At 74.0% G+C, this 17222-nt stretch carries 5 protein-coding genes and 3 pseudogenes; 5 read left to right on the top strand and 3 right to left on the bottom strand.

Annotation, left to right across the window (positions count from 1 at the left end; all coding sequences use genetic code 11):
* Position 1: 1 nt before the first annotated feature.
* The 5 genes and pseudogenes from G4Q83_RS15320 to G4Q83_RS24705 all read left to right on the top strand — a co-directional run.
* Complete coding sequence (locus G4Q83_RS15320) at positions 2-1699, top strand: putative porin (RefSeq protein WP_128420972.1); 1698 nt, start codon at positions 2-4, stop codon at positions 1697-1699.
* Positions 1700-1701: 2 nt separating this feature from the next.
* Positions 1702-2376, top strand: coding sequence for a hypothetical protein (locus G4Q83_RS15325; protein WP_128420971.1), 675 nt, complete (start codon positions 1702-1704; stop codon positions 2374-2376).
* Positions 2373-2750, top strand: coding sequence for a hypothetical protein (locus tag G4Q83_RS15330; RefSeq protein WP_128420970.1), 378 nt, complete (start codon positions 2373-2375; stop codon positions 2748-2750). The genes G4Q83_RS15325 and G4Q83_RS15330 overlap by 4 nt, the downstream gene beginning before the upstream one ends.
* Positions 2751-2774: 24 nt before the next feature.
* Positions 2775-14858, top strand: coding sequence for a filamentous haemagglutinin family protein (locus G4Q83_RS15335; RefSeq protein WP_128420969.1), 12084 nt, complete (start codon positions 2775-2777; stop codon positions 14856-14858).
* 391 nt (positions 14859-15249) lie between these two features.
* Positions 15250-15477 (top strand): annotated as a pseudogene (locus tag G4Q83_RS24705) (hypothetical protein); the annotation flags it as partial.
* A gap of 216 nt (positions 15478-15693) precedes the next feature.
* Here the strand turns inward: G4Q83_RS24705 and G4Q83_RS24710 are convergent.
* The 3 genes and pseudogenes from G4Q83_RS24710 to G4Q83_RS24715 form a co-directional block, all read right to left on the bottom strand.
* Positions 15694-15879, bottom strand: a complete 186-nt coding sequence (locus G4Q83_RS24710) for an IS3 family transposase (protein ID WP_185817229.1) — start codon at positions 15877-15879, stop codon at positions 15694-15696.
* A 77-nt stretch (positions 15880-15956) separates the two neighbouring features.
* Positions 15957-16811: pseudogene (locus tag G4Q83_RS15350) on the bottom strand (IS3 family transposase); the annotation flags it as partial.
* A gap of 131 nt (positions 16812-16942) precedes the next feature.
* Positions 16943-17209 (bottom strand): annotated as a pseudogene (locus G4Q83_RS24715) (acyl-CoA carboxylase biotin carboxyl carrier protein subunit); the annotation flags it as partial.
* Positions 17210-17222 lie beyond the last annotated feature (13 nt).

A 17222-nucleotide genomic window follows, 5' to 3' on the forward strand; every position in this document is an offset into this window, starting at 1 on the left:
CATGAGCATTCCATTCCCGCTACACCGCCCTTCCCGGCTGCGCCTGGCGCTGCTGGCACTGCTGCTGGCGCCGGCTGCGGCCATGGCCCAGTCCGCCGCGCCCGCGATCGATCCGGCGCGGATCGACCCGCAGGTCACGCTGCGGCTGATCGACCTGCTGGTCGCCAAGGGCGTGATGACCCGCGCCCAGGCCGACGACCTGATCCGCGAAGCCGCGGCGGCGCCCGCGCCGACGGCCGCCGCCGCCGCGTCCCGGGCCCCGCCCGGCGCGGTGGTGGTGCCGTACGTGCCCGAGCCGGTGCGCCAGCAGATCAAGGACGAGCTGCGCGCCGAGGTCGCCGCACAGGCCAAGTCCGAAGGCTGGGCCGCGCCCGGCGCGCTGCCGGAATGGACCCAGCGCGTGCGCGTGTACGGCGATCTGCGCGTGCGCGGCGAAGGCGTGTTCAACGCCGACGACAACTATCCGTTCTTCCCCGACTTCGGCGACATCAACGCCGGCTCCGGCTTCGACGTGGTCGGCGCCAGCAACGCGCCATTCGTCAACACCACCCGCAACCGCAGCCGCATGCGCCTGCGCGCCCGGCTCGGGGTGAGCGCGCAGATCGCCGACTGGGTGCAGGCCGACCTGCGCCTGGCCACCGGCAGCGACCGCAGCCCGGTGTCCACCAACCAGACCCTGGGCAGCAATGGCAACCTGTCCAAGTATTCGCTGTGGCTGGACCGCGCCGCGCTGCAGCTGACCCCCATCGACGCGCTGACCCTGTCGTTCGGCCGCTTCGCCAATCCGTTCTGGAGCAGCGAACTGGTGTTCGACAACGACCTCAACTTCGACGGCGTGGCCGCGCGCTACGACCTGGCCGCCGACGCCGCCGCCGACCTCGCGCCCTGGATCAGCGCCGGCCTGTTCCCGGTCTACAACACCGATTTCGATTTCGGCTCCACCAGCACCAGCAAGACCCGCAGCCGCGACAAGTGGATGTACGGCGCGCAGCTGGGCCTGCGCTGGCGCTTCGCCGAGGCGATGGCGCTGCGCGTGGGCCTGGGCTATTTCCAGTACGACCGGTTCGAGGGCAAGCGCTCGGCGCCGTGCCTGGCGCCGACCGCGGCCGACAGCTGCGACAGCGACGGCGCGCGACCGCAGTTCCAGCAATTCGGCAACACCTTGTTCGCGTTGCGCAACATCGTCGCCGACCCGGCCAATCCCGGCGGTCCGCAACTGCAGTACTACGGCTACGCCAGCAAGTTCGGCGTCGCCGACCTGCACGCGCAGTTGCAGCTGGACCAGTTCGCCCCGGTCACGGTGCTGGTCGAGGCCGACGTGGTCAAGAACACCCGCTACAACGCCGCGCGCGTGCGCTCGCTCGGACCGGTCAACAACCTCGGCGACCGCGGCGTGTTCGACGGCGGCGACATGGGCTACGCGCTCAACCTCACCGTCGGCCAGCCCAAGCCGGCGCAACCGGGCGACTGGAACGTCAGCGTCGGCTACCGGTACCTGGAGTCGGACGCGGTGCCGGACGGCTTCACCGATTCGGACTTCCACCTCGGCGGCACCAACGCGCGCGGGCCGATCGTCGGCGGCAGCTATGCGCTGGCGCGCAACACCTGGCTCGGCCTGCGCTGGCTCAGCGCCAACGAGATCTCCGGCCCGCCGTTCTCGGTGGACGTGCTGCAACTCGACCTCGGCACGGAGTTCTGAGCATGCCCCGCCTTCCCTCCCGCCTGGCCTGCGCCATGCTCGCGGCGACGCTGCTCGCCGTCGCACCGCTGCACGCGCAGGACAGCACCGAAACGCGGCTGCGCGAAGCACTGCGCGAGACCAGCGCGCGGTTGCGCAAGGCCGAAGCGGACCTGGTCCAGCAACAGCTGGCCACCGCCGCCGCCGAACGCGAGCGCGATGCGCTGCGTGCCGCACCATCGCCGCGCGCGACGGACGCCGACCCGGGCCGCGCCGCCGCGTTGCAGCGCCAGATCGAGCTGCTGCGGCGCGAACGCGACGCGGCGCTGGCGCAGCAACACGCACAGCAGCAGGTGCAGGCCAGAACCGCGCAGGCCGCGGCGCAGCAGGAACAGGCGCGCGCGGCGCTGGACGCGGAACTGCGGCAGCAGCGCGTGCGGACGGCGCAGTGCGCGAGCGGCAGCCAGGCGCTGTACGCCAGCGCGCGCGAACTGGCCGCGCTGTACCGCGACCCGGCCTTCGTGCGCTTCGTGCGCAGCCACGGCCGCGAACTGTTCGGCATGGCCAGGGTGACCCGCGAGAACCGCGTGCGCGCCCTGGAAGACCGCCTGGCCGAGCACTACGCGCAGACCCAGGCCTGCGCCGGCGCGATCGCCGCCACCGCTACCACCACCAACACGCAGGATCCGCGGCGATGAGCCGCGCCGGCGCCGCGCTGGCCTGGCCGGCATGGCTGGCATGGCTGGCATGGCTGGCGCTGGCCGCGCACGCCAGTGGCGCGGCGGCCGCGCCGCCGGCGGCGACGGCGCCCTGCGTGCAGGTGCAGGCCGGCACGCAGGTCGCCGGCCAGTTGCACTGCCTCAATCAGGCGCTGCGCACCGCGGCCGCCGGCGCCCGCACCGGCGGCGTCCCGCCGCTGGCCGCCGCCGCGACCGCGCTGGATCCGCTGCAGCGCGGACAACCCACGCCGGCCGCGCTGCGCCAACGCTACGGCAGCACCTACGGCCATTCGCTGCCCCCGCAGCGGCCACGGCCGGATTACCTTCCCGCTCCGTTCGCTCCGGCGCGCTGACGCGCCGCTACCGAGACCGCCGCCATGTCCCGCAATCGCCGCCGCTCCCACCGTCCCCTGCGCCTGCTGCTGCTCAGCGTGGCGATCTCGGCCGCCCTGGTCGACCGCAGCCAGGCGCAGAGCAGTCCGTTCGCGCGCCGCGGCGCGGATCCGGCGGCGCAGGCCGCGGCCGCCGCACAGCGGCAGGGGCTGCAGTCGGCCGCAGCCAGCAAGCTGGCGCAGACCTCGCTGCAGGCGTTCCAGCGCGCCGCGCAGACCCGGCAGACGCTGGACGCGGCGCAGGCCGCCGCGCGCGCCGCCGCGCAAGCGGCGCAGGCCGGCCTGGTGCCCGATGGCCTGGGCAAGGGCGGCCTGCAACTGGCCGCCGGCACCCTCGTCGACCCCGGCGCGGTGCGCAGCGACGATCCGCGCCTGGGCCAGCGCAACGTCTGGCTGGGCGCGCGCGCGCCGACCCAACAGGCGGTCGACGGCGGCGTCCAGGTCACCATCCAGCAGACCCAGCCCAAGGCCATCCTCAATTGGGAGACGTTCAACGTCGGCAGCCGCACCCGCCTGCAGTTCGACCAGTCCGCCGGCGGCAGCGCGGCGGCGCAATGGATCGCACTGAACCGGGTCAACGATCCGGACGCGGCGCCGAGCAGGATCCTGGGCAGCATCCAGGCACCCGGCCAGGTCTACCTGCTGAACCGCAACGGCGTGCTGTTCGGCGGCGCCAGCCAGGTCAATGCACATGCGCTGCTGGTGTCCTCGCTGGACCTGTTCGACCGGGACCGCGCGCGCAGCGACCGGACCTTCCTCGCCCGCGGCCTGTTCGGCGGCAGCGGGAATGACGTGGTGCTGACCGGCGTGGCCGCGATGGCCGCCGGGCAGGCCCCGGGCGACATCCGCATCGACAGCGGCGCGCGCCTGTCCAGCGGCAGCCAGGGCTACACCCTGATCGCCGCGCCGAACGTCGGCAACGCCGGCACGGTGACCGCGCAGGACGGGCAGGCGATGCTGGCGGCGGTGCTGGGCCTGCGTCAGTCGCAGGAACTGCAGGGGCTGCTCGGCTCCAGCAGCGGCACCGTCGCGCCGCTGGGTTTCACCAGCTTCACCTCCCCCACCGGCAGCGACAGGTCCGCAGTCGGCAAGCTGGACAACAGCGGCATCGTCGCGGCGACCCGCGGCAACGTCACCCTGGCCGGCTACAGCGTGCGCCAGCGCGGCCTGGTCCAGGCGACCACCAGCATCAGCCGCCCGGGCAGCGCGCTGCTGCTGGCGATCGACCAGGAGGGCCAGGGGGGCGATAGCAAACTCGCCGACTACAGCGGCGGCGCGCTGGAACTGGCACCGGGCTCGGTCACCGCCATCCTGCCCGAGCGCGATGGCGAGACCACCACCTCCGGCGCCGCCGCGGACCTGGCATTCGTCGGCCCCCGGATGGTCCTGGCCGGGGCGCAGATGGCCTTGCGCGGGCAGTCGCTGACCTTCGCCCCCGGCGGCCAGGTGGATCTGGTCGGCCTGGGCGCCGAGGCCACCCGGCTGCAGGGCCGGGCGCCGCTCAACAACCGGCTGCTGATCGACAGCGGCGCGCAGTTGGATGTGTCCGGCATCGCCGACGTGCAGCAGGCGATGAGCAGCAACCTGGTGCGGATCCCGCGCGTGGGCCAGAACGAACTGGCCGACGCGCCGCTGCAGCGCAACGGCGCGCTGCTGCGCCAGTCGCTGCAGTTCGACCGCCGCGCCAGCGGCGTCGGCGAGGACGGCCGGGCCTGGGTCGGCAGCCCGCTGCTCAACGCGCAGGGCCATGCCGACCAGGTGCCGCGCAAGATCGACGAGATGCTGCTCGACGGCGGCACCATCAACATCGGCGCGCGCGACCTGGTGATCGCGCCCGGGGCGCGGGTGAACATCGATGGCGGCTACCTGCACACGCTCGGCGGCATGGTCGAGACGCCGCGCCTGCTCGGCGCCGACGGCCGCCTGTACGACCTGGCCGGCGCCGACCCGGCGCTGCGCTACCTGGGCGTCGCCGGCACCCGCACCGTCGCGCACGCGCGCTGGGGGATGAGCGAACAGTTCAGCAATCCGCTGCTGGGCAGCCGCCGCTACTACGAGAGCGACTACCTGCACGGCGGCGACGCCGGCGCGCTGAACGTCGAACTCGGACGCCATTCCAACGGCAGCGGATTCGAACCGGGCCTGGCGCTGCTCGAGGGCGAACTCTCCGCGCAGGCGCTCGCCGGCCGCCACCAGCGCGCCAGCGGCGCACTGCCGCGGGGCGGCGCGCTGCGCATCGACAGCGATACCGGGGTGTACAGCGCGACCATCGGCACCACCAACGCCGGCAGCGTCATCCGCGATCCACGCAGCTGGCGGATCGTCGACGCCGCCGCGGCGCTGCCGCCGGGACTGGCGCTCGGCACCCGCGCCGCCGCGGTGCCGGGCAGCGCGGCGCCGGCGCAGGAGCGCGACAACCCGCTGTTCTGGTCGCGGCTGTCCACGCGCATGGTCGACGGCAGCGGATTGCAGACGCTGGCGATCGGCAACGCGCCACTGATCGAGGTGGCCGCCGGCACCACCCTGCAACTGGCCGACGGCGGCACGCTGTCGCTGCGCGCGCAGCGGCTGGAGATCGACGGCACGCTGGCCGCGCAGGCCGGCAGCATCGCGCTGCGCAGCGACGGCGGCCAGGCCGTTGTGTACGATCCGCGGCACGTCGGCGGCACGGGTACGCCGCGGCCGCTCGGCCGCGGCGACCTGCTGCTGGGCGCCGGTGCGCGCCTGGACGTGAGCGGGCGCTGGATCAACGACGACCGCCGCTTCGGCGCCGAACCGCAGGGCAGGGCCTTCGTCGACGGCGGCAGCATCGCCCTCGATGCGCTGCAGGCGCGCGTCACCGATCCAGCCACCGGCCGCAACAGCGACCAAAGCGGATCGCTGCGGATCGCGCCCGGCGCCGTGCTCGACGCCTCCAGCGGCGGCTACGTCGACGCCAACGGCGTGCTGGCGCTGCGCGACGGACGCCCGCTCGGCCATGGCGGCGACATCGCGCTGCGCACCTATGCGCGCCCGGACGACGAGAATCCCGGCGCGCCCACCTACACCGCCAACGACCCGGTCGCCGCCGGCGCCGGGCAATTGCAGTTCGACCCGGCCAGCCTGCGCGCGGACAACTTCGCCGGCGGCGGCACCCTGCGCCTGCGCGCCTTCGGCGTGCAGATCGGCGGCGCCGCGCCGGGCGATGCGCGGGTGCTGCACCTGGACCCGGACTTCTTCGCCGACAAGAGCTTCGGCGGCTATGACCTGGCCGCCGAGCAGGACGCCACCATCGCCGCCGGCGCGCAGCTGCGGGTGAGCCAGCGCAACCTGCTCCCCGAGCTGCAGGCGCTGCGCGCCGCGCCCAGCGGCAGCGCGGTGACCGCCGGCGCGGCGCAGCCCGGCGGCAACGGCTACGCCACGCTCGGCCAGTTGGATGCGTTCTACCGCCCGGCCACCGATTTCGCGCTGCGCGGCGGCGATTTCCTCGGCCGCGTCGCCGGCAACCCCAGCCTGAGCGGCGCCAGCGGCCGCGTCCTGCTGGACCAGGGCGCGCAGTTGCGGCTGGATCCCGGCGCCAGCGTGCGCATCGGCGGGCGCGGCCAGGTCGCGGTGCTGGGCGGCATCCAGGCCCCGGGCGGCAGCATCGCCATCTCCGGCGATACCTCGCGCGGTTCCGGCCTGTCGCCGGCGCCGGCCGCCGACCTCGGCCGCGCCTATGCGCCGCCGGGCAAGGCGCTGTGGCTGGGCGCGGACAGCCGTCTGGACGTCGCCGGCGTGGCTCTGCTCGATCCGCGCGCCGCCCTGCAACCGGGCGCGCACGGCGCGGTACGGCCGCGCAGCGGACGCGTGCTCGATGGCGGCCGGATCACGCTCAGCAACGACAGCGGCGCGATCGTGGCCGCCGCCGGCGCACAACTGGACCTGTCCGGGACCACCGCGCCGCTGGACCTGCCCAGCGGCACGCCCGCGATCGGCGGCGGCGACGCGCTGCAGGCGCGGACCGTCGGCAGCGCCGGCGGCCGCCTGGACCTGGCCGCCAGCACCGGCCTGTTCTTCGACGGCGCCATCCGCGCCGGCGGCGGCGGTGCGCAGGACCGCGGCGGCACCCTGGCCCTGCAGCCGCTGAAACTGCGCGAAGGCAACAACCAACTGCTGCCCGGTCCCAGCGGGGTGATCTTCACCCAGCACGACAGCCGCCTGCCGCAGGGCGCGCGGCCCGACGCACCGCTGCCCAACCCCGCGACCACGCCCGGCCCGCTGTACTTCGCCGCCGATCGCCTGCGCGGCAGCGGCATCGACACCCTGCTGGTCGGCGATCAGGCGCCCACCACCGCCAACCTGCGCCCGCAGGTGCCGGTGGGCTTCGCCGGCGACGTCGCGCTGTCGCTGCCGCGCGCACTGGTATTCAATGCGCCGCGCTACGCGCTGCTGTCCGGCGACGCCACCGGCTTCGGCACCCTGGCCGAGCGCGGCCAGGTCACACTGCGCGCCGCCTACGTCGGCCTCAACGGCTGGCGCTTGCCCGACAGCCCGGCCACACCCCCGGCCGAACCGCGCGCGCCCGGCGCCGCCACGCTGGACGTGGCCGCCGCGCACATCGATCTCGGCGGCCAGTTCGCGCTGGACGGGGTCGGCCAGGCGCGCTTTTCAAGCAGCGGCGCGCTGCGCTTCCACACCCCGGCCGCCTACGCCTACCAGCTCGACACCCGCACCAACCTCGCCACGCCGCGCGCCGGCGAACTGCTGAGCGCCGGCGACCTGAACTTCAGCGCCGCACAACTGTACCCGGCCAGCGGCCAGACCTTCCTGGTGCGCGCGCTCGGCGCACTGCGCGGCGACGGCACCCGTGCCGACACCCGCATCCAGATCCAGGCCCAGGGCGAACTGCCGGCGCTGCCGCTGGCGGCCGGCGGCGCGCTGGCGCTGGACGCCACCCGCATCGCCCAGGAAGGGCGCCTGCGCGCGCCCGGCGGGCGGCTGCTGCTGGGGGTCGGCGCGCTCGACGACGCAGCCGTGCGCGCGGTGTTCGGCGAGCGCGCGCTGACCCCGACCCGCGAGGTCCGGCTCGGCGCCGGCAGCCTGACCTCGGTGTCGCTGGAAGGCGCGGTGCTGCCCTACGGCAGCACCGTCGACGGCGCGCAGTGGCGCTACGACGGCAGCCCGCGCGGCAACAACGCCGCGCTCACCGCGCCGCCGCAGCGGCAGATCCGGGTGGCCGCCGACAACGTCGCGCTGGCGCCCGGCGCGCGGATCGACCTGTCCGGCGGCGGCGACCTGCAGGCCAGCGAATGGGTGCCCGGCACCGGCGGCAGTCGCGACCTGCTGGCCAACACCAACACCAGCTACGCCAACGGCGGCGCCGAGCAGGTGCCGCTGTACCCGGACGGCCGCGCGGTCTACGCGATCGTGCCCGGGGTGCAGGCCCCGGTCGCCGCCAGCGACGCGGCGTTCGAGCAAAAGGGCGGCGCGCCCGCGCTCGGCAGCGCGGTGCACCTGAGCGGCGTGCCCGGGCTGGCCGAGGGCGACTACACCCTGCTGCCGGCCCGGTACGCCACGCTGCCCGGCGCCTACCGGGTGGTCGCGCGCAGCGGCAGCACCGACGCCAGCGCCGCGCACAACCTGATCGCACCGGACGGCACCGCCGTGGTCGCCGGCTACCTGCTGGACACCCTGAGCGGCACCCGCAGCCCGCGCAGCCAGGTGTTCGAGGTGCAGTCGGCAGCGACCTGGGGCCTGTACTCGGAATACACCCGCAACGGCGCCAATGCGTTCTTCGCCGCGCAGGCGGCCGGCCGCGACACCGTGGCCGCGCAGCTGCCGCGCGACGGCGGGCAACTGATCCTCAGCGCCGGCAGCACGCTCGGCCTGGGCGCCAGCCTGGCCAGCGCCGCCGCCAGCGGCGGCAACGCCGCCCAGGTCGACATCGCCGCACGCGCGCTGCAGGTGCTGGGCAGCGGCCAGAGCGCGGCGCCCGGCTACGTCGGCGTGGACGCGAGCGCACTGAGCGCGATGAACGCCGGCAGCCTGCTGCTCGGCGGCACCCGCGAACGGAGCGCCGACGGCGTGCACCTGCAGGTCACCTCGGAACGGCTGCGGGTCAGCAACGCCGCCGGCAGCGCGCTGCGCGCGCCGGAACTGCTGCTGGCGGCCAAGGCCGGCGACGCGGCCGACGCCGGCCTGCACGTGGACCCCGGCAGCGTGTTGCAGGCCCAAGGCGGCAACAGCGGCAGCGGCGATCGCACCGCCGCGCCGCTGCGGATCGGCCAGGACGGCGGCGACAGCGCGCTGCTGCGCCTGTCCAGCCTGGGCCCGGGCGCGATCGCGCGCGACAACGTGCCGCACCCGGCACAGGCGCGCGCCAAGCTGCGGATCGGCGCCGGCGCGCTGCTGGATGGCGGCGCGGCGCTGAGCCTGGATTCCACCGGCGACACCATGCTCGACGCCAGCGCGCTGCTGCGCGGCCAGCGCATCGACGCCAGCGGCGGGCGCGTGCGCCTGGACGCGCAGGCCACCAGCGGCGGCGACGGCGGCCTGGTGCTCGGCGCCGGCAGTCTGGCGCAGTTCGCGCAGGCCAAGCACGTGACCCTGCACAGCTACGGCGACATGCAGTTCGGCAGCGGCCTGGACCTGCGCGTGGGCAACGCGCTGACCCTCAGCGCCGGCCGTTTCATCGGCGACGGCGGCGACGTCAGCCTGCGCGCGGACCAGCTGACCCTGTCCAACCAGGGCGGCCGCGCGGCCGCGGCCGGCGGCGCGGCCGGCGGCGGCCGGCTGCACCTGCAGGGGCGCGAGGTCGCCTTCGCCGGCAGCGACAAGCAGCTCGGCGGGTTCGGCGCGGTCGCGGTGGACGCGGCGCAGACGCTGTACGTGCGCGACCGCGGCCAGTTCGACTTCGGCAGCCGCGACGTGGACCTGCGCACGCCGCTGCTGCTGGCCGACACCGGCGCCGACCAGACCCTGCTCACTGGCGGCGCGCTGCGCCTGCAGCGCAGCGCGGGCAGCGCCGACACGGCACAGCCGCTGGGCGGGCGGGTGAGCCTGGTCGGCGCCAGCATCGACAGCAGCGGACTGATCCGCGCCAACGCCGGCACGATCACGCTGCGCAGCACCGGCGGCGCGGTGAACCTGCACGATGGCGCCGCGCTGGACGCGGCCGGCACCGCCGGCAGCTTCTTCGGCATCGCCCGGCCGACGCCGGGCGGCACGGTCGCGCTGCAGGCCAGCGGCGGCGACGTGCGCGCCGACGCCTCCACCCGCATCGACGTGTCGGCGCGCGGCAGCGCCGACGCCGGCGCCTTGGACCTGGCCGCGGCGCAAGGCCGCGTGGTCCTGGCCGGCAGCCTCGACGGCCACTCCCCACACGGCCGCGGCGGCCGTTTCCTGCTGGATTCGGGCGGCCCCATCACGCTGGATCCGCTGGCCGTGCAACTGGCCGGCAGCGGCTTCGACGGCGCCATCGCGCTGCGCGCGCGCAGCGGCAACCTGCAGCTGTCGGCCGGCAGCACGCTGCGCGCCGACACGGTGAGTCTGACCGCCGACGGCGGCGCCGAGGCCGTTGGCCGCGACGCGGCCAACGGCAACGTCGGCATCGCCGGCAGCATCGACGCCTCCGGCGCGCAGGGCGGCAGCATCGCGCTGTGGGGCCGCCACGGCGTGGCCATCGACGGCCGCCTGCTGGCGCGCGGCAGCGCCGCCGACAAGCGCGGCGGCAGCATCGCACTGGGCAGCAGCGGCCGCGGCGACGGCACCCTCGACCCCGGATACGGCTACCAGCACGTGCAGGCCGGCGCCGCCGGCAGCATCGCCATCGGCGCCGGCGCGCTGCTGGACGTGTCCGGCGGCAGCGCCGGCGGCCTGTCCGGCGGCAGCGTGCAGATCCGCACGCCGCTGCTCGCCGACGGCGAAGTCAACGTGACCGTGGCCGACGGCGCCCGCGTCCGCGGCGCCCGCGAAGTGGGCCTGGAAGCCTATGCGGTGTGGAGCACCACCGACGCCAGCGCCGACCCGGGCAAGCACTTCGACGGCATCGTCGACCCGGCCGGCTGGTACGACACGCACGGCGCACTGCTGCCGGGCAGCTGGACCGACCTGGCCGGCAAGGCGGTGGCCGCGCCGAGCACCCCGGCGCAGGTCGCCGACTACCTGACCCGCTACGTGTTCACCCCGGACACCGCCAACACCGCGCACCGCCGCTTCTACGGCTACGCCGACGACGCCGCGCGCACCCCCGGCACCCTGATGGGCTTCGTGCAGCGTCCCGGCTTCACCTTCGAAGCGCGCCTGGGCAACCACCTGCCCAACCTGCGCGCGCGCCCCGGCATCGAGCTGCGCAATCCCGATCCGGCCCGCAACGACGGCGAGATCCGGGTGTTGAGCAACTGGAACCTGGGCGCCGGCGCCAGCCGCGACCAGCTGGACTTCCGCTACCACGGCAACGCGCCGGTGCTGAGCCTGCGCGCCCAAGAAGGCGTGGTGGTCAAGGCCAGCCTCAGCGACGGCTTCTACCAGCTGCGCAATCCGTTCGGCGGCGGCGGCGGGCCCAGGGCGCCCTACGCCAGCGCGGCGGCCGCGTACCGCACCCTGATCGACAACGCCAACGCCAACTTCCTCAGCATCGACGGCCTGCTGCCGGCGCCGCCGCCCGGTCTCGGCCCGGATCCCGAGCAGGCCGCGCAGTACTACGGGCAATACCTGCAGCTGCTGGACATGCTGCAGCAAAAGCGCGTGCTGGGCGGCCTGCCGACGACCCTGTTGGAGTCGGTGATCCACAACTACGCGCCGGAAAGCGGCTTCCCGGTCCAGGACTACCCCGGCCAGCCGCAGGCGCCGCGCGCGCCGACCTCGCCCGTCGACTACGCCACCTATCTGGCCGGCTACCAGCGCTACCTGCTCGACCTGTACGCGTTCAACGCCGACCTGAGCAACAACGGCGTGTTCGGCCTGGCCCCCCTGGCGCGGCCCGCCGCGCCGGTGCTGGGGCCGTTGCTGCCGTCCAAGACCTACAACACCCCGTCGCTGCAGGCCGGCGCCGGCAACCCGCTGCCGATCGCCACCACCAACCTGATCGGCGGCGACAGCAGCCGCTACCGCCTCGTCGCCGGCGCCGATTTCGCCGGCGTCCGCCCCGACGCGCTGCGCGCCGGCAGCGATGCCGACGTGGTCCTCGACGGCCACCAGCGCTACCAGGAAAACGGCAAGAAGGACCTGCTGCTGCCGACCGTGGTCCGCACCGGCACCGGCGGCATCCAGATCGCCGCCGCGCGCGACCTGCGTTTCGCCGATGCCGACGCGCCGGCCAGCGTCTACAGCGCCGGCCGGCCCGCCGCCGACGGCGAGAGCGGCGACGACCCTCACATCGTGCGCGGCAACGACGACCCCAATGCAGGCACCATCAGCCGCAGCGCCGACCAGGTGGTCTCCGCCCAGGCCAACGCCGAGGCCGCCGGCGACCTGCTGCTGCAGGCCGGGCGCGACATCCTCGGCAACCGCCAGGTGTTCGACCGCGATGGCAGCCGCACCGGCGTGGCCGGCAACTACGTCGGCCAGTACTGGTGGCCGTGGCTGCAGATCGGCAATCCGCTCGGCACCGATGGCACCACCCCGCGCGCCGGCCTGATCAACTACGGCGGCTTCGCCCAGGGCGTGCTCAGCAGCGGCGGCGACGTCGCGGCGCAGGCCGGGCGCGACATCCGCGAACTGTCGGTGTCGCTGCCGACCAGCTACCGGCTGGGCGCGCAGGGCCGCCAGACCTATGGCGGCGGCGACCTGCGGGTGGAGGCCGGGCGCGACGTGCTCGGCGGCGACTACTTCGTCGCCCGCGGCCAGGGCACGCTGCGCGCCGGCGGCCGCCTGGGCAGCGCCTTCGCGCTGAGCGGGCAGGGCTATGACGGCGGAGGCACCCTGCGCGAGGTGCGCAGCGCGGTGGACCCGGTGTTCGCCCTGCAAGACGGGCAATGGTCGATCCGCGCCGGCGGCGCCGCGGCGATCGGCGCCATCGCCAATCCCGGCTACGTGATCGCCGCCGACGGCGTCGCCGCGCTGCTCGGCCAGAGCGGCCGCGCCAGCACCGACTACGGCAACGACTCGGCGATCGGCGTGGAGACGTTGAACGGCGACATCCGCCTCGGCACGCTCAAGCTGCCCGGCGTGCTGTTCGGCTACGGCGAGCGCGTGCAGAACCGTCCCCGGCCCGACAGCCTGATCCTGACCGGCGGCGTGTTCGACAACGTGCTGCCGGCGCGCGTGCAGGCGCTGGCGCACGGCGGCGCGGTGCAGTTCGAGGCCAGCGCGCGCCTGTACCCTTCCGCGCAGGGACAGCTGGAGGCGATGGCGCAGGGCGACATCCGTCTGTTCGACGATTCGCTGGTCGATAGGAAACGCAGCAAATTCCAGCTGGCGATGTTGGACGAAGCCGCTGCGTACGAAGGCGACGACGGCGGCGTCGGCTCCGGCCGCCAGCTCGACCTGCACCGCGGCGACGCGCAGCCGGTGCGCCTGTACAGCCGCGGCGGCGATCTGGTCGGCGGCTATGCGGCCGGCGGCTTCCTGGTCAACCCGCTGACCCTGCAACTGCCCAAGTCCGCCGACATCCGCGCCGGCCGCGACATCGTCAACCTGGACCTGCGCGCGCGCAACTACCGCACCGCCGACGTCACCCGCGTGCACGCCGGGCGCGACCTGTACTACACCCCGATCCTGGGCGGGCCGACCAATGCGGCCGAGAACATCCGCCGGGGCTGGATGGAACTGGCCGGCCCCGGCACCTTCGAGGTCGAGACCGGGCGCCACCTGGGGCCGTTGACCTCGGCCAACGAGGCACTGGCGGCCAACGTGCTGCCGGACCGCAACGACGGCGGCATCCGCACCACCGGCAACCGCGGCAACCCAAGCCTGCCGGACAGCGGCGCGGACCTGGTGCTGCGCTATGGCGTGGCCAACGGCGAGGATGCCGATGCGCTGGCCGCGCTGTACCTGGATCCGGCCAGCGCGCAGAGCAGCCCGACCTACCGGCAGTGGCTGGTGGAGTTCGTCGGCCGGCAGGACGCCGATGCGGCAGCGGACGCGCAGGAGCCGCCGACTGCGGCCGCGGCCTGGCAGCGCTTCGCGCAACTGCCGGCCGACACCCGCCGCCTGCTGGCCGAACGGGTGTTCCTGGACGTGCTCAAGCAGGTCGGCCTGGGCTACGCCAACCCGGCCAGCGCGGACTTCCAGAAATACGCGCGCGGCTACGCCGCGATCGAGGCGCTGTTCCCGGCACGGCTGGGCTACACCCGCAACAACCTGCAAGGCGGCGCCAGCGGCGCCGCCAGCCGCAGCGCCACCGGCACCCTGGACATGCGCGGCACCACCGTGCAGACCGAACGCGGCGGCGACATCCGCATCCTCGGCCCCGGCGGCGGGCTGCAGATCGGCAGCGCGCTGGCGCCGCCGACGGTGATCGACTTCCAGGGCAACGTGCTGATCGGCCCCGCCCAACAGGGCATCCTGGCGGTGGGCCGCGGCGACATCGGCGTGTTCACCGACGCCAGCGTGCTGCTCGCGCAGAGCCGCATCTTCACCCAACGCGGCGGCGACCTGACGCTGTGGAGTTCCAACGGCGACATCAACGCCGGCAAGGGCAGCAAGACCAGCGCCGAGCGCGCGCGGGTGCGCTACCGGTGCGACCAGGACCAGTTCTGCACGGTCGATGCCAGCGGCCAGGTCAGCGGCGCCGGCATCGCCACCCTGCAGGCGAACCCAGGCGATCCGCGCGGCAACGCGGTGCTGGTCGCCCCGCGCGGCACCGTCGACGCCGGCGACGCCGGCATCCGCGCCAGCGGCAACCTGGTCGTGGCCGCGCAGTTCGTCGCCAACGCCGACAACATCCAGGTACAGGGCGACGCCATCGGCGTGCACACCGCGCGCGGCGCCGACGCCGGCGCGCTGAACGCGGCCTCCAACGCCGCGGCGGCGGTCTCCGAGGCGGCCGGCGACCTGGCCGCGCGCAGCGCGCCCACGCCGCGCGAGGCGCCGTCGGTGATCAGCGTGCAGGTCATCGGCTTCGGCGACTGCCAGGCCGACGACCCGCGCTGCGCGCCCGCGCCATGACGCGGCGGCGCCACCTGCCGCGGCCGGCGCTTCGCCGCCGCGGCAGGCCGGATTCGACGCATTTCGCGGACATCGGCAACGCACACGGGAAAAACGGTGGATTCCTCGCCGGTTTCCAGAGATTTTTTCGATCGCTTGAATCTTGCAGGAGCGGCTTCAGCCGCGACGGGCTTTACCGCGATCTGATTCCCCATCCGTCGCCTCCGCTGAGCTGGAGAGGGTCGATGCGGCAAGCCGCTGATTCGACAGAGGCGGTGCGACGATGGCCAAGAAGCACCCGATCCGGTTCCAGGCGGGCATGGGCCTGCCGGCGCTCTTGCGGTCCTAGGGGAGCCAGGCCCCATGCCGGCAAGCCGTACTTGAACAACGATGGCCGCAAGGCTTCTTTTGCCCAGCGTGTGGACATCGGCGGTCTTGCCCGTTGCACAGCCGCGACCTGCTCCAATGCAATCGCTGCCAACAGCAGGCCTGCTCGACGCGCGGCACCTTGTTCGCCGATGCCACATTGCCGTTGCGCAGCTGGTTCCTGGCGATCTACTCGCTCAGCCAGCACGGAACGGCATCCCGGCCCTGGCGCTGCGCCGGCAGCTCGGAGCGGGCGAGGACACCGCCAGGCTGATCAAACACAACTGGATGCAGGCCAGGGTCGAACGCGAAGCCTGCTGCCATCCGTTGAGCGGGGATGTGCAACGGGACGACGCCTTGGGGGGTGGAGAGCGGCAGGGCGCGGGGCAGGCCGTGGCAGCCCGGGCAAGACCCGGTTCGTGGCTGCCGTTCCGTGCTCCCCGCAGGGACTGAACCTGCCCCCAGAGAACGGACGCCAAGAAGCACGAGGTCAAGCGGCGTGCTTCATTTTCCTGGCGTAGTCGTTGGGCGACAGGTAGCCAAGCGCCGAGTGCAGGCGGGTGGGATTGTAGAAGCCGTGGATGTAGCGGGCGATAGCGGCGTGGGCGGCCGCCTTGGTTTCGTACACGCCGGTCGCCTCTTCGTTCTTGAGCGTGGCGAAGAAGCTCTCGGCCACGGCGTTGTGCCCCGAGGGCAGGCTGCGCGCTCCCAGCCGTTGCCCTTGCGGCTGATGCTGGGCACGAAGCCGTGCGCGGCCAAGGTCTTGCCGAAGTCGCCGCTGGCGTACTGGGCGCCGCGATCGGGGTGGAACAGCACGCCAGCACCGACCGGTGCCACCGACCAGGCGTTGAGGAAGGCTTGCTGGACCAGCGTGTCGGGCAGGCGCTCGGACAAGCTGTAGCCAAGCACTTGCCGGGTGCGCAGGTCGATGACCGTGGCCAGATACAGCCAGCCCTGGCGGGTCGGCAAGTAGGTGATGTCGCCCACCCAGGCCGGCACCGGGTTGTTCACGGCAAACTGCCGATCCAGCCGGTTCCCGGCCACCGGCCGGCCATGCCGGCTGTCGGTGGCGCGCGGCGTGAAGCGGCCCTTGGTCTTGCCGCACAGGCCTTCCTCGCGCATCAGCCGGGCCACGCGCTTATGGCCCACCGCGTGGGCACAGGCGCGCAGCGCCCGCACCATGCGCGGCCGCCCATACGTGCCGCGGCTGCCAGCATGCAGCGTGCGCAGGTCGGCACGCAGGGCCGCCTCGGGGTCCGGGCGATCCCGACGCTGTAGCCAGCCGTGGAAGCCGGAGACCGACACCGCCAGCAGGCGGCACAGCATCCGCAGTGGATAGCGAGCCCGTTCACGTGCGACGAAGGCGTACCTCACTTGGACTCCCTGGCGAAGAACGCCGTCGCTTTTTTTTAGGATCTCGCGCTCCATCTTGAGCGTGGCGTTCTCGGCCCGCAGCCGGGCCAGTTCGCTCTCCATCTCGCTGACCGGCTTGCGGCTGGGAGAGCTCAGCGGCTGGCCGGCTCGGGATGCACCAAGCCAGTTGGCCAGTGTCTTGGCTGACATGTCCAGTTGCCGGGCGGCCTTGGCCGGCCCGATCGACTCAGCCAGGCCGACAGCCTGAGCCTTGAAGTCGTCCGTGTAGCGTCGTCCGTGTAGCGACGACGAGTAATGTGTTGCATGGAAACCTCCAGGATGCGATCAAAGTATCGCTTCCTGGCGTACGTTCCTGTGGGGCAGGTTCAGTCCACCTCAAAGTCCAGCAGCGCCACGCCGTCGCCGACCAGCTCGCCCTCGCGCACGCGGTAGCCGTGCACCACGCCGTCGGCAGGGGCCTGCAGGGTGTGCTCCATCTTCATCGCTTCCAGCACCAGCAGCGGCGTTCCGCGCGCCACGCGGGTGCCGGGGGCGACCAACAGGGCGACGATGCGGCCAGGCATCGGTGCGGTCAGCCCGCCGCTGTCGGCCACGGGCCGGTCGTCCTCGGCCAGCGGATCGTGGCGTTCGAACAGGTGCACCTGG

The sequence above is a fragment of the Xanthomonas theicola genome, assembly GCF_014236795.1.
Lineage (GTDB): Bacteria > Pseudomonadota > Gammaproteobacteria > Xanthomonadales > Xanthomonadaceae > Xanthomonas_A > Xanthomonas_A theicola.

Bases quoted from the DNA above. Each gene is read 5' to 3' on its own strand.
- G4Q83_RS15320 (WP_128420972.1), top strand. From the start codon at position 2: ATGAGCATTCCATTCCCGCTACACCGCCCTTCCCGGCTGCGCCTGGCG.
- G4Q83_RS15325 (WP_128420971.1), top strand. From the start codon at position 1,702: ATGCCCCGCCTTCCCTCCCGCCTGGCCTGCGCCATGCTCGCGGCGACG.
- G4Q83_RS15330 (WP_128420970.1), top strand. From the start codon at position 2,373: ATGAGCCGCGCCGGCGCCGCGCTGGCCTGGCCGGCATGGCTGGCATGG.
- G4Q83_RS15335 (WP_128420969.1), top strand. From the start codon at position 2,775: ATGTCCCGCAATCGCCGCCGCTCCCACCGTCCCCTGCGCCTGCTGCTG.